Here is a 21,710-nt window from a genome sequence, read left to right on the forward strand (position 1 = left end):
GACGCCGCCCCATACAACACCGACCACGCACCACCGACATCCGACGAACCCCACCCCGACGCCACAGACCGCTCGAAATCATCCCGCGCCGCAAACTGCACCGACGAGACGGTCACCGTCTGGCTCGACGTGTGCGAGGCGCCCAGGCTGTCTGTCACGGTCAGCTCGACGACGTACGTGCCTGCTGCGGCATACGTGTGGGAGGCCCCCACGCCCGCGCTCGCCGGTGTGCCGTCTCCCCACGACCAGGCGTAGTCGCGCGTCGTGCCGTCGGAGGACGTGGATGCTGTCGCATCGGTCGAGACCGTAAGTCCCGAGACCGCCGAGGTGAACGAGGCCACCGGGGCGTCGTGCGCCACCGATACCGCCTGAGTCGTCGAGGCGATGCCCCCGCGATCGTCCGTCACCGTCAGAGTGATGGTGTACTGCCCGCTCGCGGCGTAGACATGCGAGGCCGTCGAGCCCGCGCCGGGCGCCGAGCCGTCGCCCCAGTCCCACGTGTAGGAGTCGATCGTGCCGTCGTCGTCGGCCGATGCATCGCCGTTCACCGTCACGGTCAGGCTCTGCGTCACGGTGCTGAAGTCCGCGCTCGGCAGCACATTCGGCGCCAGCACGGTCACGGTCTGGGTCTGCGCGTGCGAGAGCCCCGCGCTGTCGGTGACGGTGAGGGTCACCGGGTAGGCGCCGGCGGCGGCGAAGGTGTGGGACGCGGTGGCCCCGCTCGCCGACTGCCCGTCGCCGAAGTCCCACGCGTACGAGACGATCGAGCGTCCGTCGGGCGCGGTCGACGCGGATCCATCCACGGTGATCGCCAGATCGGTGGCTGCGCTTGCGAACTGCGCCGTCGGGGCGTCGAGCCCGAGACCGGCCGCGTGGTGCGCGAGCACCTGGGTCGCGTTGAGCACCGTCGGGTAGATCGCCACCTCGTCGATCGCTCCGTCGAAGTAGTCGGAGGACGGACGGGAGGGCCAGCCCGAGAGGCTGTCGCCACCGATGCGCCAGTAGCCGCTGTAGTTCTGCGCCGACGTCGCCTCGGTGTTCTCGCCCTGCAGTTCGCCGTCGACGTACAGCTTGATGCCCTCAGCGCCCTGCGTGGCCACCACGTGGTGCCAGTCGCCGTCGTTGTAGGCGGTCGGCGTGACGACGGTGCGCACCGTCCCGGGATAGACGCCGAAGGTCAGTCGTCCGTTGTTGAGCATGTAGACGTGGCGATCGTGGCTTCCCGACGTTCCCGTCTGCGAGTTGCCGTATCCGAGGAGCTTGCCACCACGGGTGGTCTCCGTGCGGAACCACAGCTCGGTGGAGTATTCCGCCCCGACCGCGATCCGGTTCCTCGTCGAGATGCGCCCCGAGGAGGTGCCCGTGAACGCGGAAGCACTCTCGCCCGAAAGCCCCTCGACGGCTCCGGGCGTCGTCGTCGTCACGCCCGAGCCGCGGATCTGCGTCTCGACGCCCGCCCAGTCCTCGGTGACCTCACCCAGCGGGAAATAGATCGAGGCCCCGTCATCGAGCACGGCGTCGCTGTAGAGCGAGGGCTCGCCCTCGGCGACGTCGACGGTCGCCGACGCGCTGGTGACGGTGTTGACGTCGCCGTCGCTCACCCTCACGCGGTAGGTCTGCGCGGAGCCGGGCTCGACGTCCTTGTCGTCGAGGATCACCGTCGGCCGGCCCTGCTGCCACCATCCCGACGCGAGCACGCGGGTCACGATCGGCTCGGCCGTGCCCTCGCGAAGCAGTTCGTACGTCAGGTCGCGGTCGTCGCGGTCCCAATTGGCCGGGATGACCACGCGCACACGCCCGGGTGAGATCGAGCGCGCCTCGGGCGCCGACCAGGTGCTCGCCGAGAGTCGCGGCCCGTCATTGGCTCCGGTGGAGGGCTGCGTCGCGAAGCGCACGATGCCCTGGTATCGCTGGTTGTTCACGGTCGTGAACTCGCCCGCGATCGAGATGAAGTCGCCCGCACCGGTGATGGACAGACCGGCCTGGCCGAGACCGGACGCCGTGCCGACGGTGAAGTCGGGGTACCAGATGTAGGGCGAGGGCGACGGAGTGCCGCTCCAGTCCTTGTAGGTCGTTCCCGCGGAGGCCGTGCGGGTCAGGATGCCGCCCGCCTCGGCCGTGTAGGCCTCGACGTAGCGGTACTGGCGGGGGCTCTGCTCGGGCCACAGGCCCAGGGTCTCGCAGGCGTGCGTGTGGCTGGTCGTGTAGACCGTCTCACCCGTCGAGTAGACCCCGTAGTGGTCGCCGTGGCAGTCCGAGACCCAGCGGACGGCGCCGGTGCCCGCGTCCGCCGCGAAGGCGCCCTCGAGGTTGCCGACGCTGGCGTTGGCGAACACCCAGCCCGTGCCGTAGACACCGGTCGCGTCGGTGCTGAGGGCGAAGATGCCCGCCCGGCCCGCGTACTGACCCGAGTTCCAGCCGTTGACGATCGTCTGAGGCGCCGCCCAGCCGGTGTCGATCGCCCCGGTCGTGCCGTCGAGCGCCACGAGTCCTCGCTGTACGACGTCGTTGACGAGGTAGAAGCGGCCTCCCGCGATGACGCGCGACGTGCCGGGCTCGAGTACGAGGGCGTCGGCCTGCAGGTCGGATGTCGGGGCCCAGGGCAGTAGGGTGCCGCCTGCCGCGCCGAAGGCCGCGAAATTCTTGCGTGCGACCCCGTTGGCCTGGGTGAGCAGACCCGCGACGTAGACGGTGTCGGCCGTCGCCGCGATGCCGTAGACACCCGCACCTCCGACCGAGGGCGCGAAGCCGGCGATGAGCTGGCCGGTCACGGCGTCGAGCGCCGCGATGTTCCACCGGGTCTGGCCGTTGACGGAGTTGAAGGAGCCGCCGATGTAGATGCGCGTGCCGTCGGGCGACGCGGCGATCGACTTGATGACGCCGTTGACCGACGGCGCGAACGGCAGCAGAGCACCCGTCGTGATGTCGTACGCGAGGATGTTCGAGCGCGGCGTGAGGTTGGTGCCGGGGCTTGCCAGCGGCGCCCGAGCGTTGCTGAAGCTGCCCGCCGCATACACGGTGTTGCCGATCGTCGTCTGCGCCCACACGTAACCCGAGTCGATCTGCACAGTCGGCAGGGGGTCGGACGTGACGACGTCCTCATCGCGCTGCAGCGCCGTGGCCGGCGACGGCAGATCCGCAGCGACGGCCGGTGCCGCAGTGACGACGGCGAGGCCTGCGGCGACCAGGACGGCCGCCGTGGCCGCCGCGAGAAGGCGACGGACGTGACCGGCCGGCCGATCTGTGCGAGTGCGAACGGTCACGAGATGCTCCCCTGGAACACGGCGACGGGTTCGCCCGCCGCGTAGTTGACGGTGACGGTGAAGGCGCGGCCGGTGGCCGGATCGAGCATGAAGACGTAGGTGCCCTCGCGGGAGGCGCCGGCGGGCACCTCGCCCGTGAGGGGCGAGACGGGGCCGGCCGTGGTCGGGATGCCCAGTGCGCCGTCGTCGGCGACGAGCGACACGACCGCCGAGTCGACACTGTGTGCCGTGGTCGAGTCGTTCCGGGCCGTGACGTGCACGATGACAGCCGGGCCCGTGACCTCGCCCGGCGTCGACGCGGTGACGGTCGTCGCCGACACCTCGTCGATCGTGATCGCGACGCCGGTGTCGAACGAGATCGTCTCGCCGAGGGCGGCCGTCTGCGTCGGCAGCGGCGCCGGCGCCGCCGGCGACGGATCACCCGAGGCCTCCGGTAACGGCGGAGGCGCGATCATGGTGGGACTCGGCGAAGATGCCGACGAGTCCGTGGTCTGCCCGCCCCCAGCGGTGCAGCCCGTGACAAAAAACAGTGCGGCGAGACCGATCGCGGCAGCGGCGACGCTCGGCGTCGCACCCCACCCGTCACGGCTCGCACGAAAACGTGCGTTCACGCGTATCCCCAGATTCCCCAGTTGAACGACTTCCCACGGCCGTTCAGAACGGACTATACGACACGCGGGGCCCGGTTGTCGACATCCGCTTCATTCGCGTACGCGCATACGTCCACCTAGGATGTGCCTGGGTGGGGGGAGAGCAGATGCGCGTGCTGTTCGACGGGTACTGGTGGCGGTCGGGACCGCTGGCCAACCGCACCGTCCAGCGGGAGTTCGTCCTCGCCTGGGCGCGGGCCTTCCCGGATGACGAGATCGTCGTCGCCGTGCGCGGCGCGGACCGACCCGCCGACCTGCCCTCGAGCATGGCGATGGTGAGCACGCGCCTGTGGCCGCATGCTCTCTCCAACCGGCTGGAGCTGGCCCGGCATGCGTCGAGGGTTCGCGCCGATGCGGTGATCTCTCACAATTACGCACCGCGCAGGGCGTCCGGCGCCCGATCGGTCGTGTTCATCCACGACGTGATGTTCGCCGAACATCCGGAGTGGTTCTCCCGCAAGGAGCGCGTGTACTTCGCGCCGATGCTCCCTTGGAGCGCGGCCGCCGACGCGGTCGCCACATCGACCCGCACCGAGGCCGACCGCATCCGTCGCCACGGGCCCGCCGCCCCCGCGCCGATCGCGGTGACGGGCCTTGCTCCTCCGGCCACACTGACAGGTGCCGGACGCCGACCTCCGGACGTTCCCGAGGCCCAGGAGTTCGCGATCACCGTCGGCCGGCTCAATGTGCGCAAGAATCTCGCGGCGGTTCTGCGGGCGGCGGGCGCGAGCGGGCGCATCACCGCCCGGTCGCCGCTGTATGTCGTCGGCGGCACTGCGCATTCCGGGCGAGGCCCGGGGCTCGGTGAAGAGCTGGAGGCGCTGCGCGCCGCGGGGCGCGTCGTGTTCCTCGGTCCGATCTCTGACGACGAGCTGACCTGGATGTACGCCCACGCGGCGCTGACGATCTCCCTGAGCCTGGATGAAGGGTTCGGGATGCCGGCGGTCGAGGCCGCCCTGCACGGCTCCGCACTGGTGGTCAGCGACATCGCCGTCTTCCGCGAGACCGTCGGCGAGTACGCGCGCTTCGTCGACCCCCTCGCCGAGGCCGGGGTGATCGCCGAGGTCATCGACGCGGAGTGGGGACGCCGGCCGGGGATCGCGGCACGGCGCGCGGTCATCGACGAGTTCACGTGGGAGCGCGCCGCCGACGTGCTCCGCAGCGCCGCGACGCGCTGACGGCGGGCTCTCAGCGGCGCAGCGTCGTACGCAGCAGGCCGGGCTTGGTCTGCTCCGCGGCGCTGGAGAGCTGGGCCGCGATGCGTCGGGCGTCGTGCTCGACGTCGTCGAGGGTGGCGCCGTGCGCTCGGTCGTCGATGTTGTGGCCGTCCCGGATGTCGAAGGGATCGACGGGCGCTGACCCCCACAGCCGCTTGGGCCGGGGGACGGGCGCGGGCCGCAGTCCGCGCTGGCGGTCGAGGTACACCGCGAGCGCGAGCACGGCGTCCCTGCCGACGAGCGCGGGGTCGGGACGGTAGTCCTCGGCGAGCCAGAGGGCCTCGCGCATCGTGAAGGTGCGCGAGCGGGCGTCCGGCGCGATGCGCGCGACCGCGGCGCGCGCCGACCGCGAGGCCGTCAGGATCAGCTGCGACCGGGTCACGAGCGCCTTGGTGAGCGTACGGGGCCTATGCGCCGCCGCAAGATCGCGCCACTGCTCCGTGTCCCGGCGGCCGGCTACGCGCGTGCAGACCGCGTCCGCGCGAGCGGAGCCGGCGCCCGCGCTCTCGACGACGACGCTCTCGAAACCCGGGAGGTCGTCGAGGGCCTCTCGGAGCACGAACTCCGCCAGCGGCGAGCGGCAGACGTTCGCGGTGCAGACCGTCAAAATGTAGGCCTTGCGTTGCGTAGCCACAGGAAACCCCCTTGTCGGTGCGACTTTAGCGTCGCGTCGGATCGGTGCCCGCCGGCGTCGCGCGCGGGCGGCGCGCGACGCGACGGCCGTCCCGGAGTCCCCGGGCATAGGCGCGCCAGGGCGCGATGGATGTCAGCAGCTGCCGTCGGCCACCCTGAAGCAGCACGCGGTAGGCGACACGCGGCGCGGAGCGCAGCCACGCGGCGAGGTCTTCGTCGTCGAGGTGCTTGGCGGCGTACAGCAGCCGATTGCGGATGTTGTGGTAGTAGTACGTCTCGGACTTGGCTCGTCCGGCGACGGCATCGCCGTGGGTGCCGCCCTCGTCGTGCACCGCCCGCGCCTCCTCGAGCAGGAGCAGTCGTCCTCCGGCGTCGAGCACGCGATGCGAGAAGTCGATGTCCTCCCAGTAGAGGAAGTACTCCTCGTCGAAGCCGCCCACCCGCTCCCAGAGCGGCGCGGACACGGCGAAGCACGCCCCGGTCGCCCACTCCCGGCGGGGGCGATGCCCGTTGCGCGCCCGCCGGGCGGCACCCGCGGTGGTGCCGTCATCGAGGTACAGATCGGCACCCGCGAACCACGCGCCCCCGTCCCCCGTCACGATGCGGGGGGAGACGAGGGTGCACGGATCGGTCGCCGCCGTCGAGACGAGGGCGGCGAGCGAGGCGCGATCGATCTGCGCGTCAGGATTGAGGAAGACCAGCACCTGGGCGCCGGTGCGCAGCGCCGTCTGCGCGCCCGCATTGCTGCCCCCGCCGAATCCGGCGTTGCGATCCAGCAGCACGCTCGTCCATCCGTGCCGTTCGGCGAGCGCGGCCACTCTCGCCCGTTCGTCGACGTCGCTGAAGCAGTCCACGAGCACGACGGTGCCGTTGGGTGGCAGAGCGAGCCGGGCGGCGCCGGATTCGAGCAGCGCGCTCGAGCCGTAGTTGACGATGATCACCGCGAACCGGGTGCTCTCGAAGGCACTCGGTCCGCTCATGCGACGAGCGTGCGATCGAGGGCCCGGATCTCGCGGAACCACTTCGCCGCGGCGAGCACGAGGAAGACCGCGTTGAGCACCATGAGGGCCGTGTACGCCCAGAGGAACACGGCGGTTGCGCCCCACAGCGCGAACAGCAGGCACAGCAGCCCGTAGTCGGTGGGCACCAGGATCATCGACCGCACGAACGTGCCGCCGCCTCGCGCGTGGGTCGACGCCACGCCCTTCTTGCCCTTGAGCAGATCGTTCAGCAGCATCCCGAAGAAGGTGACGACACCCACGACCGAGAACAGCAGCGGCACGAGCAGCCAGGGTGTGTCGCGGTAGGGCGTGTGCAGCCAGAGCGCGACGAGCACCGCGAGATGAAGCGAGGCGATCTTCACCGCGTCGACGAAGTGGTCGAGCCACTCGCCGGCAAGGCTCCCGCCCCCGCGCAGGCGGGCCAGCTGCCCGTCTGCCGAGTCCCAGGCGTAGCCGAGGGCGAGCAGGACGGCGACGATCACACCGGTCCACCACGCGGCGGGCGCCGCGAGCAGGACCACGACGGCCGCGAACGTGTGCGCCGCACTGATCATCGTGACCTGGTTGGGCGTGAGCCCCCACGTGTGCGCGGCGGCCGCGAGCACACGGCCGATGCGCCTGTTCACATAGACGGAATACCCGGGCGCACCCCGGGCGTGGCCCTTCTGGGCCGCGGAAAGCCGGCGATAGGACGCGGCGAACGACTCGGACATGCTCAGATCCCCCAACCACTGCACGTCGGTATGGACTAGAGCATAGGCGCTCGCACGGACACGCCCCGCCACCTGCCAGAATGGCCCGCGTGGGGGACACATCGATCGATCCGGCGCGCCGCGTGCGCGTGATGCAGTCGTTCGGGGCGCCGCGACCGACCACGAACCCCTACATCCACATGCTCGATGCCGCCCTCGCCGAGGCGCCGGGCGTCGAACATCTGCGCTTCGATCGGCGCCGGGCGCTGCTCGGCCGATACGACGCCATCCACTTCCACTGGCCCGAGACGCTTCTCGGCGGGTCGACCAGGCTCAAGGCATGGGCACGCCGCGTGTACGCCCGGGCCCTGCTGAGCCGGCTGCGTCTGACGAACGTCGCGGTCATCCGCACGGTGCACAACGTCGAGCTCCCGAAAGATGTCACCCGCGCGGAACGGCGGATGCTGGAGGGCATCGAACGGCGCACCGACTACAGGATCCTCCTCAACGAGCAGACCCGCGTCGACGGCGCGTCCACGGTGATCCCGCACGGCCACTTCCGCGACTGGTTCGCGCGGGACGGGGACACGACGCCCGATCCGCAGACCATCGGATTCGTCGGCCTCGTGCGTCGCTACAAGGGCGTCGAGGGGCTCATCCAGGCCTTCGGCGCCACCCGGACCGGACACCCGCACTGGCGACTCCGAATCGCCGGGAATCCCAGCAGCGCCGAGCTCGCCGATCAGCTGCGAACGTTCGCCGCCGGAGACGAACGGATCGCCTTCGATCTGCGCTTCCTCGCCGAGGACGATTTCGCCGCGGCCATCGCCCGCGTGCGCGGTCTCGTGCTGCCCTACCGGTTCATGCACAACTCGGGAGTCGTCCTTGCCGCCCTCTCACTCGGCCGGCCCGTGCTCGTCCCGCAGAACGAGGTCAACGCCGCGCTCGCCGACGAGGTGGGACCGGGGTGGGTGCACATGTTCGCCGGCGAGCTCGACGCCCGCGATCTCGAGAGCTTCATGGCGGCCGTCGCCGGCGACCCTCCGGCGGCGCCGGACCTCTCGGCACGGGACTGGACCCGTACCGGGATGCTGCACGCCGCGGCCTACGCCGACGCCGTCGCCGCGCGGCGCACCCGCGCGCCGGAGCGGGTGCGGTGACCGGCGTCCTCCCGCTCGTGGCCGTCACGGTGCCCACCTTCCACCGCCCCGCGCAGCTCGCGCAACTGCTCGCGGTCGTGGTGGCTCAGGCCGCATCGACCCCCGGCATCCGTTCCACGATCATCGTCGTCGACAACGATCCCGCGGGTTCGGCCGCCGGCGCGGCGCACGCGGCGGGGGCCCTCCACATGATCGAACCCGCGCGCGGACTCGCCGCGGTCCGCAACGCCGCCCTGGACGCGGCGACCGCCGCGGGCGCCGACGCCCTGGTCTTCATCGATGACGACGAGATCCCCGACGACGGCTGGCTCGCCGCGCTCGTCGCCCCGTGGGCGGCCGGCGACGCCGATGCCGTCTCGGGCGAGGTGCACTCGGTGTTCGGGGAGGGTGTGGATCCCTGGATCATCGCCGGCGGATTCTTCCGTCGCGTCCGGTTCGCCGAGGGCGTCTCGATGCCGGCGGCGCCGACGAACAACCTGCTCCTGGATCTGACCGTCATCGCCGCCCTCGGCCTGCGCTTCGATGAGCGCTTCGCCGCGACGGGCGGCGAGGACATCGATTTCACGCGCCGCGCCGTCGCGCTCGGGGCACGCATCGTCTCGGCGCCGGCCGCGCGCGTGATCGATCCGGTGCCCGCCGAGCGGACTACCCGTGCGTGGGTGCTGCGCCGCGCGTACCGGGTGGGCACGACGACCGTCGCGGGCGATGTGCGCCTGCGCACCACCCCGCCGCGGCGGGCGCTGCGGCGCGGCCGCTGGGCGGTCGTCGGCGCCGCGCGCACGTGCATGGGCGCGGCGCGCTGCGCATGGGGGCGCCTGACCCGCGACGACGTACACGACGCCCGCGGCGCGCGCCTCGCGGCGCGGGGCTTCGGGATGCTGGCCGGCGCTCTGGGCAGGACCTACCGCGAGTACGCCCTCCGCGACGGATCCTGACCTCGCCGCCGTCGCGCTAGACTGGCGCGCAGCGGGGCTGGGGAGCCGCGTCGCTCGGCTGGGGAGCCGGGCATCTGGGGAAACTGGGGAACCTTCATGCCACAGCGCATCGGCTACGCCGCGGGAGCATTCGATCTGTTCCACGTCGGCCATCTGAACATCCTGAAACACGCTCGGGAGAACTGCGACGTCCTGATCGCGGGGGTCGTGAGCGATGAAATGCTGCGTCAGGTCAAGGGTGTCGAGCCCGTGATCCCGACAATCGAGCGCGCGGAGATCGTGCGCAGCATCCGTTTCGTCGACGACGTGTACGTCGAGACGATGCCCGACAAGATCGATGCCTGGCGCGACGTGGGGTTCACGCACTTCTTCAAGGGCGACGACTGGCGCGGCACCGAGAAAGGCCTGGCCCTCGAGCGGGAGTTCGCAGCGGTGGGCGTCGAGGTCGTGTACTTCCCGTACACGGCCCACACCTCCAGCACCGCGCTGCGCCGCGCTCTCGACATGATCTCTGCCGGGGCGGGACTCGACGGCAGCGGCCGCGCCGCTATCGTCTGAGGTGGGCCTTGCGCCCGAGTCGTCGATCGCCTCGGGAAGCAGGCCTCTTTCGCGGATGAAGACGGACAACGAGGGGGAACGGTATGCGGGTTTCGGTGATCGGATGCGGGTATCTGGGCGCGGTGCACGCCGCGGCCATGGCCGAGCTCGGGCATGAGGTCGTCGGCATCGACGTCGACCCCGTCAAGCTCGCCGCGCTCACACGCGGCGAGGCGCCCTTCTTCGAGCCGGGCCTGCCCGAGCTTCTGATCAGCGCCGGCAAGACCGGGCGCCTGCGTTTCAGCGACGACATCGCCGAGGCGAAGGGGGCCGAGGTGCACTTCATCGCGGTCGGAACACCGCAGGTCAAGGGCTCGAACGCGGCAGATCTGACCTACGTGGATGCCGCGCTCGAGCAGCTGCTGCCGCAGCTCTCCCCCGGCGACGTCGTCGTCGGCAAGTCCACCGTTCCCGTGGGCACGGCCGCCCGGCTGGCGGCGCGCGTGGCCGAGCACGGATCCGGTGCGGTGCTCGCGTGGAACCCCGAGTTCCTGCGCGAGGGCTTCGCCGTCAAGGACTCGCTCACCCCCGACCGGCTGGTGTTCGGTCTCGCGCCCGAGTCCGAGGCGGGCGCCCGCGGCGAAGAAGCCCTCCGGGAGGTGTACGCCACCGCCCTCGGCGACGACACCCCCCTGGTCGTGACCGACTACGCGACCGCCGAGCTCGTGAAGGTCTCGGCGAACGCGTTCCTCGCGACCAAGATCTCGTTCATCAACGCGATGGCCGAGATCGCCGAGGTCACCGGCGCGGATGTCACTCAGCTCGCCGACGCGATCGGCTTCGACGCGCGCATCGGCCGCCGGTTCCTCGGTGCCGGGGTCGGCTTCGGCGGCGGGTGCCTGCCGAAGGACATCCGCGGCTTCATGGCCCGCGCCGAAGAGCTCGGTCGAGGCGAGTCCGTCGCCTTCCTCAAGGAGGTCGACGCGATCAACCTGCGCCGCCGGCAGCGCGTCGTCGACCACGTCGTCGACGCCCTCGACGGCGAGCCCTACGGCAAGCGGGTCGCCGTGCTCGGCCTCGCCTTCAAACCGCACTCCGACGACGTGCGCGACTCCCCCGCACTCGACGTCGCCGTACGCCTCAAGGGCCTCGGCGCCGACGTGCGCGTCACCGACCCGGAGGCGATCGAGAATTCGCGTCGCCTGCACCCGCAGCTGGACTACCGCGAGGAGTTCGACGAGGCCGTCGAGGAAGCCGACGTCGTGGTGCTCGTGACGGAGTGGGACGAGTACCGCTACCTCGACCCCGAGGCCGTGGGAGCGAAGGTCGCGCGTCGTCAGGTGGTGGACGGCCGCAACAGCTACGACCCGGCGGCGTGGCGCGCAGCCGGGTGGACCTACCGCGGCCTCGGGCGCCCCTGATCCCGCGCGCCTTTAGGCTTGTCGGTATGACTTCTGCATCCTCCGAGACCCTGACCATGTTCGGCGCCACTTGGTGCGGCGACTGCCGGCGCACCAAGAAGCAGCTCGATGAGCTGGGTGTGGAGTACACCTACATCGACCTCGAGGCCGAGCCGGCCGCGGCGGATGTCGCGCGCGACATCTCCGGTCGCACCAACATCCCCGTGGTCGTCTACCCGGACTCCTCGCACCACGTCGAGCCCTCGAACGCCGACGTCGAGGCGAAGCTGCGCGAGCTCTCCCTCATCTGAGCGGCCTCCTGCGCCCGGACGCGAGCCCGCGTCAGTGCGCCGCGAATCGGTCGGTCGCGGCGACGAGGGCGGCCTGGATGCCGGGCTCGGTGGCCGAATGACCCGCGTCGTCGACCATCACGAGGTCGGCCTCGGGCCACGCCCGGTGCAGATCCCACGCCGTCATCGGCGGCGTGCAGACGTCGTATCGGCCCTGCACGATGACGGCCGGTATGTCACGCAGCACCCCCGCGTCCGCGATGAGCTGCCCCTCCCGGAACCATCCGGCGTGCATGAAGTAGTGGTTCTCGATGCGCGCGAACGCCACGGCAGCGGCGGGATCCGTCATCGACGCCACGAGCTCCGGGTCGGGGCGAAGCGTCAGGGTCGAGGCCTCCCACGTCGTCCAGGCCATGCCCGCGGGGACGTGCACGGCCGGGTCGGGATCGCTCAGGCGCCGGTGGTACGCCTCGATCATGCGTGAGCGTTCGAGCACCGGAATCGGCGCGACGAACTTCTCCCAGAGATCGGGGAAGATCGCCTCGGCGCCGCCCTCGTAGAACCACTCCAGTTCGTGCCGACGCAGGGTGAAGATGCCGCGCAGCACGATCTCGGTGACGGCGTCAGGATGCGTTTGCGCGTAGGCGAGGGCGAGTGCGCTCCCCCAGGAGCCGCCGAAGACCTGCCACCTCTCGATACCGAGGTTCTTGCGCAGCAGCTCGATGTCGGCCACGAGGTGCCACGTCGTGTTGTGGCGCAGGTCGGCATCCGGGGCGCTCGCGTGCGGCGTGCTGCGGCCGCATCCACGCTGGTCGAAGAGCACGATCCGGTACCGCTCGGGGTCGAACAGCCGGCGCTGCCACGGCGAGGTCCCCGCTCCGGGTCCGCCGTGCAGGAAGACGACGGGCTTGCCGTCCGGGTTGCCCGACTGCTCCCAGTACAGTCGCTGGCCGTCGCCGACGAACAGCTCGCCGGTCTCGTAGGGCTCGATCGGGGGGTACAGCGCGCCGCCTGCCCCCTGCGACGCCGCGTCGCCGTTCTGCGTGCTCACAGCTGCTCTCCCGGGATCCCGAATGTCTCGCAGGCCTCGGGTCCGTCTCGATAGCCGGCGTCGAACCAGCGCTGTCGCTGAGAGCTCGAGCCGTGAGTCCAGCTCTCGGGATTGACGAACCCGCCCGACTCCTGCTGGATGTGGTCGTCGCCGACCGTGGCGGCGGCATCCAGCGCGTCCGCGAGCTGCGCGGCGGTGGGCGCCTGCAGGTAGGGGACGCCGCTCTCGTCCTCCTGCTCGGTCATCGCCCCGACCCACGAACCGGCCAGGCAGTCCGCCTGCAGTTCGATGCGCACGCCGTTGCTGTCGGGACCGGAGTCTCCCGTCGGATACGCCTCGAGGATGCCGGCGAGATTCTGCACGTGATGACCGTACTCGTGCGCGAGCACGTACAGCTGCGCGAGGCTGCCCGCACTCGCCTCGAACCTCTCCCGCAGAAGGGCGAAGAAGGTGGGGTCGATGTAGACGGTCTGCTCCGGCGGGCAGTAGAAGGGACCGGTCTGATTCGACGCCGTCCCACACGCGCTCGGAGTCTGACCGTCGACGATGACGAGCGCGGGCTCGACGTATCCCTCGAGCGTCTCGCCCCAGTACTGATCGATCGCGAGGGAGCCTGCGGCAAGGCGACAGGCGTCGTCCTCGTTCGCATCGGCCCCCGTCTCGCACTGCGCGATCTCGGACCCGCCGCCGGCGCCGGGCGCGGCATCCGTGCCTCCGCCGAGCAGACCCGAGAAATCGCCTCCGGTGAAGAGGTTGAGCAGCAGTACGGCGATCGCGCCGAGTCCGACCACGCCGCCACCGGCGATCGCCACGCCGCGGCCCCGGCGGCGGGCGCGATTGCCCCCGACCGAGGCCCCCTCATTGAACGTCACAGCCTCACGGTAGCGCGGCACCCGCGCGTTGAGCGGGATCTCCGGGGAGCGCCGGGCGCGCCGCGAGCACGGGTCGTCCCGCCGCACCGAGCCGCAGCAACTCACCCAATAGGCTCGGTCTCCTCATGGATCTGCTGCTCGTCCTCATCCTCGGCGTCGTCGCGATCGCGGTCGTGACCGCCCTCGCGCCCCGCGTGGGCGTGGTCACTCCGCTCGCGCTCGTGCTCATCGGCGTCGGGGTGAGCCTGCTGCCCTTCGTTCCGGATGTCCTGATCGACCCCGAGTGGATCCTCATGGGCGTCCTGCCCCCGCTGCTGTACTCGGCGGCGGTGTCGCTGCCGGCGATGGAGTTCCGCCGCGATTTCCGAGCCATCGGCGGGCTCTCGGTCGCCCTCGTCCTGCTGACATCGTTCGCGCTCGGCCTGTTCTTCGCGTGGGCGGTGCCCGGCCTGGGCATCGCGCTCGCCATCGCCCTGGGCGCGATCCTCAGCCCGACGGATGCTGTGGCCACATCGATCGTCAAGCGCCTGGGCATCTCACCCCGGGTCGTGACCGTGCTCGAGGGGGAGAGTCTTCTCAACGACGCGACCGCTCTCGTGCTGCTGAGCTCGGCGCTGGGCGCCGTGACGGGATCGTTCACGTTCAGCGAGGGTCTGCTGGATTTCGCCTGGGCGGTCTTCATCGCCGTCGCCGTCGGGCTCGTGATCGGCTGGATCAACCTGCGCGTGCGCTCCTGGATCCGGCACACGACGGCGGGTACGGCTCTCGGCTTCGTCGTCCCCTTCGCCACCTACCTGCCCAGCGAGCACCTGGGCGGCTCGGGTCTGGTCGCCGCGGTGGTGGCGGGGATCGTGACGGGTCACGGCGCCGCGAGGTGGTTCACGCCCGAGCAGCGGCTGTCGGATCGCGTGAACTGGCGCACCATCGAACTCGTGCTCGAGGGAGCGGTCTTCCTCGTGATGGGACTGGAACTCTCCGCCATCCTCGACGAGAACCGGCAGAGCATGGGCGGATTCGCGCACGCCGCCTGGCTCGCCGCCGTCGCGGTGCTGATCGTCATCGCCGTCCGCTCCCTCTGGGTCGCGCCCCTGATCTGGCTGCAGTCGCGGCGTGCACGCGGGGTCGATCGCGGCCGCGTCGCGCTGCGCGGCCTCGAGGAGAAGCTCGCCCGCCGCCCCTGGCACCCGGCGCGACGGCGGGTCAGACGCGCCCTGGCCGACCTGGACTATTTCGAGTCCTCACCGCTGGGCTGGCGCCACGGCACGGTGATCGTCTGGGCGGGTATGCGCGGTGCCGTGACGCTCGCAGCGGCGCAGACCCTTCCGCGGGACACCCCTAGCCGGGCGCTGCTCGTGCTCGTCGCATTCCTCGTCGCGGCGGGCACCCTGCTGATCCAGGGCGGCACCCTCGCGTGGCTCGCGCGGCGGCTCGGCCTGTCCGGCGAAGGTGGCAGCGGGCCGACCCGAGCCGAGCTCGAGCGCCTGAACGTGGAACTGCACGCCGCCGCGGCATCCGCCATCGGCGATCCCGCGCTGCGCCGCGCGGACGGCAACACGTTCGACTCCGGGATGCGCGAGCGGGTGCTGAAGAAGTGGACCGAGCCGCGCGACGATGATCTGTCGGTCGCCGCGCGCGAGGCACTCGAGCTGCGCCTGATCGCGCTGCGGGCCATGCGGGTGCGCCTGGTCGACGTGCGCGGCGACGGCGCGTTCAGCTCGGTGGCCCTCCGGCACGCGCTCGACGAACTCGACGCTGAAGAGCTCAGCATCCAGCTGCGTCTTGATCGGGACTGAGCCCGGCGGGCGCCGTCGGGCACAATGGAGGGGCGTCGCGGAGTCTGCCGCCTGCGGCGCGAGGGAGGGCGAGATGAGCGACGACGCACAGACCGGCGGCGTGACCGTGCGAATGCCGGGCGCCGACGCGCCGCAGTCGAGTCCGATCACCCTCCCGCACGCCGCAGCCGCCTGCCCCAAGTGCTTCACCGAACTGCAGGCTGATCGCGACTGGTGGCTCGCCCGGCCCGCGGGAGCGAGGCTCGTCGGGCTCGTCGTCTCGCGGCCCGACATGCCCTCGGTCGCGCTTCAGCGCGACGATCTCACGCGGTTCGGCGTGCCGATCGAGGGATTCCGGCACCCGTCGCCCGAATCCCTCGAGGGGTGGTCCGACCGGCTCGGCCGCTTCTTCGACACTCTGCAGCCCGGCGATGTGCTCGTGGTCGCGACCGTGCATGCGCTGGGCCGCGACATCGACGAGGAGACCCGCGCGGTGGCCGAGCTGCACCGCCGCGGCATCGTGGTCAAGGTGCTGGGCCACGGCGGCCGGCACCTGTTCGACACCGGCCGCTGAGCCGCGCTACTGGCCGAGCTGGCTGGCGAGCTGCTCGTCGGTCGTGCGCAGAGCCTCGGCGGCCTTGTCGAGGAACGTGGCCATGCCGTCGATGCCCTGGACGGTCTTGGTGGCGCCGGTGCTGAACTCGGTGTACGAGGCGTCGAAGGCACCCGAGGCGCGGGTCGTGGTGAAGCCGTCCTGCACGAGCTGGGCGACCAGCTGGCGCAGCTGCTGCAGGTTGGCCTCGATCTCGGCCTGTCCCTGGCGAAGGCGGCCGGCGGCCTGGTGCATCTGGTCGTAGGTGACGTTCAAGTTCGACATGGGTAGCCCTTTCCTCCCCCGGGCGCCGCCCGGACGGACGGCACTTCTGACTCTTCGAGACTAACCGGCGGCCACGAAAGCGCCGATGGGGACAAATACCCAGACGCGCGGGCTCAGGACTCCGGTACGACGAGGGGCAGGTGCAGCCGCACGAGCTTTCCGCGCTGCGCGAGGATGCCGCGACCCACGGGGAACTCGCCCCGCTGCAGCCGCGGGAACGGCGCCTTCAGCACCACCTCGCCGTCGATCGTCTCGGGCTGGAGGATGATCCCCCGGCGCGCGGCCTTGAGCTCGCCGAACAGTCCGAAGTTCGAATTCCACGACCCGATCTCGCCCTCGACGACGAGCAGAACCTCGCCGCGTGCGGCGCGCTTGACGAGGTTCGACAGCGGCATCTCGATCAGCGAGTTGGCGAACTCGCCGATGCCCTCGATGGCGACGAGGGGCACCTCACCCGCATCGGCGCGCTCCTCGGCGTCGGCGAGCGCGGCCATCGCGCGGGACGCGTCGGGCGAGACCTGTCGCCACGGCACCGCCGAGACGGCGGGCGAGCGCGGATCGCCGATGAAGTACGTCGGCACTCCCGGTCGCGCCCGCACCACCTGCGCGGCTATCGCGGCGACGGCGTTGCTCCGGCCGCTGGCGGGTGGTCCGCTGACGATGAAGGTGCCCGACGGCTCGATCCCGAAAGGCCCGAGGTCGGTGTCGGCGAGGCCGATGACGACCTGATCGCCACGCGTCGCGGGCAGCTCGCCCGCCCCGTACAGCTGCGGCAGCGAGCGGATCGGCGGCGCCTGGGTGCGTCCGCGCCGGATCATGGATGCCGCCATCCGCTCGATCGCGGTCGCCTGCTCCTTCGTGCTGCGGGTGCCGCCGATCACGGCGATCTGCGCCTCGCGGTCGTCGATGATCGCGCGACCCGGCACGGCGTCGGAGGACAGGATGTCGCGCGGCACGCCCAGCAGCGAGTAGGCGTCGTCGTCGGTCATGCGCAGCACGACGCGCCGCTGGATCATCGCCTGCAGCGCCGAGGGCACGCTCTGCCCCCGGTCGGCGGTGAGGGCGACGTGGATGCCGAGGGCACGACCGTCGGAGAGCACCTGCTGCAGCGCGCGATAGGTGTCGGCGCGACCGGTGACGGCTTCGTAGGCGGTGCGGAACGCGGGAAATCCGTCGATCAGGACCAGCAGGCGCGGTTCGTCGGGCGCGTCCGCGAGCGCGCGGTACTCCGTGAGGCTGGACGCGCCGACGGCTGCATACGCATCGCCCCGCCGGTCGAGCTCGTGGCGCAGCATCCCGAACAGGCGCTCGACGCGCTCCGCGTCGTCGCCCGAGATGACGGCGCCCACGTGCGGCAGCGGCTCGAGCATGCGAAGACCGCCGGCGGCGGCGTCGATGCCGTACACGTGCACGGGACCGCCGCGCGGGGTGATCCCCGCCGAGATCGCGAGGGTGCGCAGCACGACGCTCTTGCCCGAGCCGCCCGTGCCGAAGACGGCGACGTGACCCTCGTCGTCCGGCAGGAACGCGACGGCGGTCTGCTCCTGCCGCTCGGGCAGATCGATCACGCCCATCACGAGGGCCGCGTCGGTGCGCTGGGGCAGGAGCGTCTGATCGAACGTGGGGGCGAGCTCGTCCAGCCAGGGCCGGCGGGGCGCCGCGAGCCCCGCCCCCTGCGCCGCCTGCACCATCCGTTCCACCAGCAGCTGCTGGTCGTTCGGGCCGAGGTCTTCGGCGTCCGCGGCGGATGACGGCGCCTCGGGCACCGGCCAGGCGGGCGCGTCGGAGAGCCCGAAGGGACGCAGCTCGACGACCGTGTCGTCGGACTCGTCGAGGCTCCACCCGCCGGTGTAGGCCGACTGGAACAGGGTGGTGCGACCCGGTCCCGTCTTGGCGATACCGCGCCCGGGCAGGCCCGGATCGAACAGCGCCGCGTCCGCCGAGCCGATGACATCGTCGCTGTCGGTCTCGTCGGCCATGCGCAGGGCGACCCGCAGATTGGTGTTGGCACGCAGGTTGTCTTTGATGACGCCGGCGGGACGCTGGGTCGCCATGATCAGGTGGATGCCGAGCGAACGGCCGCGCTGGGCGATGTCGACGACCCCGTCGACGAACTCGGGCACCTCTTTGGCGAGAGCCGCGAACTCGTCGATGACGAGCACGAGCGCCGGCGGCGCGTCGGGGTCGGCGGCCTTTTCGAGTTCGAGCAGATCCTTGGCCTTCTTGCGGTTGAACAGGCGCTCGCGATGGTGCAGCTCCGCTCGCAGGCTCACGAGCACGCGCCGCACGAGGTGGGGGTTGAGGTCGGTGACCAGACCCACGCTGTGCGGCAGGCGGATGCAGTCGGCGAACGCCGACCCGCCCTTGTAATCGACGAAGAGGAACGTCACGCGCTCGGGACTGTACTCGGCGGCCATCCCGAGCACCCACGCCTGCAGGAACTCGCTCTTGCCCGACCCGGTCGTGCCGCCGACGAGCGCGTGCGGGCCCTGCGCGCGCAGGTCGAGGTGCAGGGCGCCCTGGCCGGTCTGCCCCACGAGCGCGCGAAGCTTGGGCTGGTAGCCGCGCCCGCCGGGCGTGCGCCGGGCGGCGATGGAGTGGTTCTGGGTCCAGCGGTCGATCACGGCCTCGGCCTGCTCGGCGGCCTCTCGGCCGAGCAGGTGCACGAGGGAGACGGTGCGCGGCACGTCGGCCTCGTCGTGGGCGACGTCGGCGACATCGGTCAGGCGACCGAGCGCCCGGGCGACGACGGCGAAGCGGGCCGGATCGAGGCTGTCGACCGTCAGCGGGGCGACGCTCTCCCCGAGCCGGACGAAGTGGGCGGAGGGGTCGCCCCCCGCCGGCACGTGCAGCCACGTGCGGCACGCGGCGGGCAGATCGGCGGGGGCGGCGCCGATCCACACCGGCAGCACACCGCGGCCGGCAGCGCGCTCGCTCAACTGGATCAGCCGGCCGAGATCAGCCGGCGCATCGGGGGTGATCAGCACGACGATCGCCGGTGTCGGCACGCCCGCCCTCTGTCCGCGGGTCTCGCCAACGCTTGCGCCGGCGCGCGTGGCGGCGTCCTCCTCCTTCTGCGCCCCGAGCCGCTCTGCGGCTGCGGCGCTGCGCCCGCGCGCCTCGACGATCTCTTCGAGCTGGGCGAGCAGCCGTGCGCCGGTCGCCGGGTTGTCGGCGAGGCTCGCGGTGCCGAGCAGCTCCTGCGCCGCCCAGGTGTGCGGCATCCACTTGCTGTCGGCGAACTCGGGGGTCCACGAGGCGCCCAGAAATCCCGCGATGACGACGTCGGCGGGCGCGTGCAGCGCGCCGACCTGGGCGAGGAGGGCCCGGGCGGCCCCGGCCGCGCCCGCCGGCGAGCCGGCGATTCCGAGCGCGCCCGCGTCGGGGAGGGATTCGAGGATCGGCACGTCCGGCACGAAACGATGCGCCTCGACGACGGCGTCGAGACGCTCGAGGTACTCCGGAAAGGCGCGATCGCGCTGCGACGAATCCGCGACGGTGTTGCGCGAGGTCGCGGCACCCAGCCCGAGTCGCACGTGCAGAAAGGACCAGTGCTCGACACGCCGCGTCCAGACGAGGGGGCCGGCGGCGACCGCATCGGCGCAGACGGCATCGAGTTCGGGCACTTCGGCACGGCGGATGGATGCCTCCTCCCGGCGTTCGGCGTCGAGCCGGGAGGTCAGACGTTCGAGCTGCTGCTCGAATCGGGCCTTGTCATCACTCAGCTGCGCCTTCGCGTTCATGCGCGCGGTCAGCCACGTTCCGATCATGAGGATCGGGGAGAGCGCGACGAACACGAGGGAGATGGCACTGCCGGTGACGGCGAAGAGCGTCGCACCCATGAGCATCGGCGCGACGAGGGCCAGCCACGGGAACGGCTGCGGGCGAGGGGGCACGGGCAGGTCGGTACCGGCCAGCTCCTCGCCCAGGTAGCGGCGCTCGACGCGGGGGGAGCGCACGAACGGGATCTGCCGCGGAGCGATCGCGGCGGCCGTGTCGGGGTCGGCGACCGCGACACGGATCTCGACGACGCTGTCGCCGAGCACCGCGGTGATCCGGCCCTGCGTCGAGGCCAGGTGCGGCACGGCGGCTCCGTCGACGAGCACGCCGTTGGCGGAGTTCGCGTCGACGAGCTCGATGTGGTCGGGGCCGACTTCGAGCCGCGCGTGGCGCTTGGAGACGAGCGGATCATCGATCACGATGTCGCATGCCGCGTCGCGGCCGATCGAGAACGCCCCCCGGGTGAGGGGCCAGTTCGCCCCGGCCGCCGGTCCCTGCGTGATGCGCAGCTCGCCCACGGGGGATCGCTGTGCGTAGTCGGTGGGGACGACACGCAGCGCCGCGCCCGCCGCGATCTCCACGTGCGAAAGGGTCGTCTCGGGATCGAGCACACGGCCGGGTGCCTGGCCGATCGTGCTGAACACCTCGAGCGTCGCCTCCCCCGCCCCGTCGTGCGCGCGCTGGGGATCGGCGATGACGATCGTACGGGCGATGTCGCCGACGCGCGCGGTCGCGTCCGCCGTGATCGCGATGTCCTCCGCGTCGCCGCGGGGTCGCACGAGAGTGGCGCGCAGCTTCATTCGTTCTCCTCCTCGCCCGCGGGGGCGTGGTCGGTCGAGCCGGCGGGCGGCGCGTCCAGCAGGGCCAGGTCGTCGCGGGTCACGAGCCGCGCCGCGATCGCGTGCTCGACGAGCCGCGCCCGGCGATTGGTGGCGAACTGCCGCACGCCGCCGCGCATGCCGGGAACACCCAGGCGGTCGAGCTTGTCGCACACGTTGTCGAGCTTGCGGTTGAACCGGGTGAGCGTCCATCCCAGGCGCTCTGCGGCCTTGGCCGAGGTCGGCAGCTCGCTCATGCCGGTGCCGTCTCGGCGCAGAACCGGCTCGGCGAGCGCGACGATCAGCAGCTTCTGGCTCTCGGTGAGAGGGACCGCGCCGATCGTGCTGAGCCCCTCCTCCGCGGCGGGCCGGGGCACCTCGCGGAAGGCGGGCTCATCGGCGTGGACCGTCAGCTCGTACGTCGTGGGTCCCGCACTGAAGACCACCGTCGTCGCCCGGAAGACCAGCGGCAGCCGGGCCCCCGGCGCCAGCCACGCCTGCACACGCCCCTCCGAGTCGGTGACCGTCGCGCTCAGTCGCGAGCCGACGTTGGCCAGCCACCACAGGCCCGACACGTGCTCGACTCGCAGGAAGTGCCGATGCAGGAAGAGGTTGTCGTCGAGTTCGAGATCGCCCTCCCGCCCGACGGTGAACGTGCGCCCGGGCTCGAGGCGGTGGTACTCGCCCGCGAACTCCAGAGTCGCCGCGGCGGGACGCCCCGCGGGATCCTCGGGCGGGACGGTCTCGATGGGGATGTCGGCG

General features: G+C 71.6%; 18 protein-coding genes. 8 read left to right on the top strand and 10 right to left on the bottom strand.

Features of this window, described 5'->3' with window-relative positions:
• Together DI573_RS02270 and DI573_RS02275 are read right to left on the bottom strand one after the other, a co-directional pair.
• Positions 1–3,263, bottom strand: a 3,263-nt coding sequence (locus DI573_RS02270; RefSeq protein ID WP_292810195.1) for a PKD domain-containing protein, incomplete at its 3' end; no start/stop codon positions are given.
• Entirely contained in the window at positions 3,260–3,718 is a 459-nt protein-coding gene (locus DI573_RS02275) for a hypothetical protein (protein ID WP_292810197.1), read from the bottom strand. The genes DI573_RS02270 and DI573_RS02275, both read right to left, overlap by 4 nt.
• 287 nt (positions 3,719–4,005) lie before the next feature.
• Between DI573_RS02275 and DI573_RS02280 the strand changes: the two genes are divergently transcribed.
• On the top strand, positions 4,006–5,091 hold the full coding sequence (locus DI573_RS02280) for a glycosyltransferase family 1 protein (protein WP_292810199.1): 1,086 nt from the start codon (positions 4,006–4,008) through the stop codon (positions 5,089–5,091).
• A gap of 10 nt (positions 5,092–5,101) precedes the next feature.
• On the opposite strand, the gene DI573_RS02285 is transcribed toward DI573_RS02280, so the two are convergent.
• Genes DI573_RS02285 through DI573_RS02295 form a run of 3 tightly spaced genes read right to left on the bottom strand, consistent with a single transcriptional unit; the run spans position 5,102 to position 7,477 of the window.
• Positions 5,102–5,764 (bottom strand): hypothetical protein, encoded by a 663-nt coding sequence (locus DI573_RS02285; RefSeq protein WP_292810201.1) that lies wholly within the window; start codon positions 5,762–5,764, stop codon positions 5,102–5,104.
• Positions 5,765–5,789: 25 nt separating this feature from the next.
• Positions 5,790–6,743: a glycosyltransferase family 2 protein gene (locus DI573_RS02290; RefSeq protein WP_292810203.1), complete on the bottom strand. Its 954-nt coding sequence runs from the start codon at positions 6,741–6,743 to the stop codon at positions 5,790–5,792.
• A complete protein-coding gene (locus tag DI573_RS02295) occupies positions 6,740–7,477 on the bottom strand; it encodes a CDP-alcohol phosphatidyltransferase family protein (RefSeq protein WP_292810205.1) in 738 nt (245 codons plus the stop codon). The genes DI573_RS02290 and DI573_RS02295 overlap by 4 nt, the downstream gene beginning before the upstream one ends.
• 89 nt (positions 7,478–7,566) lie before the next feature.
• Here DI573_RS02295 and DI573_RS02300 point away from each other — a divergent pair, with 89 nt between their 5' ends.
• The 5 genes from DI573_RS02300 to DI573_RS02320 all read left to right on the top strand — a co-directional run bounded on the left by DI573_RS02300 (position 7,567) and on the right by DI573_RS02320 (position 11,799).
• A complete protein-coding gene (locus DI573_RS02300) occupies positions 7,567–8,616 on the top strand; it encodes a glycosyltransferase (protein WP_292810207.1) in 1,050 nt (349 codons plus the stop codon).
• Positions 8,613–9,551 (top strand): glycosyltransferase, encoded by a 939-nt coding sequence (locus tag DI573_RS02305; RefSeq protein WP_292810209.1) that lies wholly within the window; start codon positions 8,613–8,615, stop codon positions 9,549–9,551. The genes DI573_RS02300 and DI573_RS02305 overlap by 4 nt, the downstream gene beginning before the upstream one ends.
• A gap of 96 nt (positions 9,552–9,647) precedes the next feature.
• Complete coding sequence (locus tag DI573_RS02310) at positions 9,648–10,109, top strand: adenylyltransferase/cytidyltransferase family protein (RefSeq protein ID WP_292810211.1); 462 nt, start codon at positions 9,648–9,650, stop codon at positions 10,107–10,109.
• 83 nt (positions 10,110–10,192) lie between these two features.
• Complete coding sequence (locus tag DI573_RS02315) at positions 10,193–11,509, top strand: UDP-glucose/GDP-mannose dehydrogenase family protein (RefSeq protein ID WP_292810213.1); 1,317 nt, start codon at positions 10,193–10,195, stop codon at positions 11,507–11,509.
• Positions 11,510–11,535: 26 nt separating this feature from the next.
• Positions 11,536–11,799, top strand: coding sequence for a glutaredoxin domain-containing protein (locus DI573_RS02320; protein ID WP_292810215.1), 264 nt, complete (start codon positions 11,536–11,538; stop codon positions 11,797–11,799).
• A 31-nt stretch (positions 11,800–11,830) separates the two neighbouring features.
• On the opposite strand, the gene pip is transcribed toward DI573_RS02320, so the two are convergent.
• Positions 11,831–12,829: a prolyl aminopeptidase gene (gene pip, locus DI573_RS02325; protein ID WP_292810217.1), complete on the bottom strand. Its 999-nt coding sequence runs from the start codon at positions 12,827–12,829 to the stop codon at positions 11,831–11,833.
• On the bottom strand, positions 12,826–13,701 hold the full coding sequence (locus tag DI573_RS02330; protein ID WP_292810219.1) for a neutral zinc metallopeptidase: 876 nt from the start codon (positions 13,699–13,701) through the stop codon (positions 12,826–12,828). The genes pip and DI573_RS02330 overlap by 4 nt, the downstream gene beginning before the upstream one ends.
• A gap of 125 nt (positions 13,702–13,826) precedes the next feature.
• Between DI573_RS02330 and DI573_RS02335 the strand changes: the two genes are divergently transcribed.
• Positions 13,827–15,494 carry a sodium:proton antiporter gene (locus DI573_RS02335; RefSeq protein WP_292810221.1) on the top strand — a complete coding sequence of 556 codons (1,668 nt, stop codon included), beginning with the start codon at positions 13,827–13,829 and terminating at the stop codon, positions 15,492–15,494.
• A gap of 112 nt (positions 15,495–15,606) precedes the next feature.
• Positions 15,607–16,047, top strand: a complete 441-nt coding sequence (locus tag DI573_RS02340) for a recombinase family protein (RefSeq protein WP_292810250.1) — start codon at positions 15,607–15,609, stop codon at positions 16,045–16,047.
• 6 nt (positions 16,048–16,053) lie between these two features.
• On the opposite strand, the gene DI573_RS02345 is transcribed toward DI573_RS02340, so the two are convergent.
• From DI573_RS02345 to DI573_RS02355, 3 genes are all read right to left on the bottom strand, one after another.
• A complete protein-coding gene (locus DI573_RS02345) occupies positions 16,054–16,350 on the bottom strand; it encodes a WXG100 family type VII secretion target (RefSeq protein ID WP_292810223.1) in 297 nt (98 codons plus the stop codon).
• A 113-nt stretch (positions 16,351–16,463) separates the two neighbouring features.
• On the bottom strand, positions 16,464–20,930 hold the full coding sequence (locus tag DI573_RS02350) for an FtsK/SpoIIIE domain-containing protein (protein WP_292810225.1): 4,467 nt from the start codon (positions 20,928–20,930) through the stop codon (positions 16,464–16,466).
• Positions 20,927–21,697, bottom strand: coding sequence for a hypothetical protein (locus DI573_RS02355; RefSeq protein ID WP_292810252.1), 771 nt, complete (start codon positions 21,695–21,697; stop codon positions 20,927–20,929). Before DI573_RS02355 ends, DI573_RS02350 begins: the two co-directional genes overlap by 4 nt.
• Positions 21,698–21,710 lie beyond the last annotated feature (13 nt).

Origin of the sequence: Microbacterium sp. (genome assembly GCF_003248605.1) — a bacterium.
Taxonomy (GTDB): Bacteria; Actinomycetota; Actinomycetes; order Actinomycetales; family Microbacteriaceae; genus Microbacterium.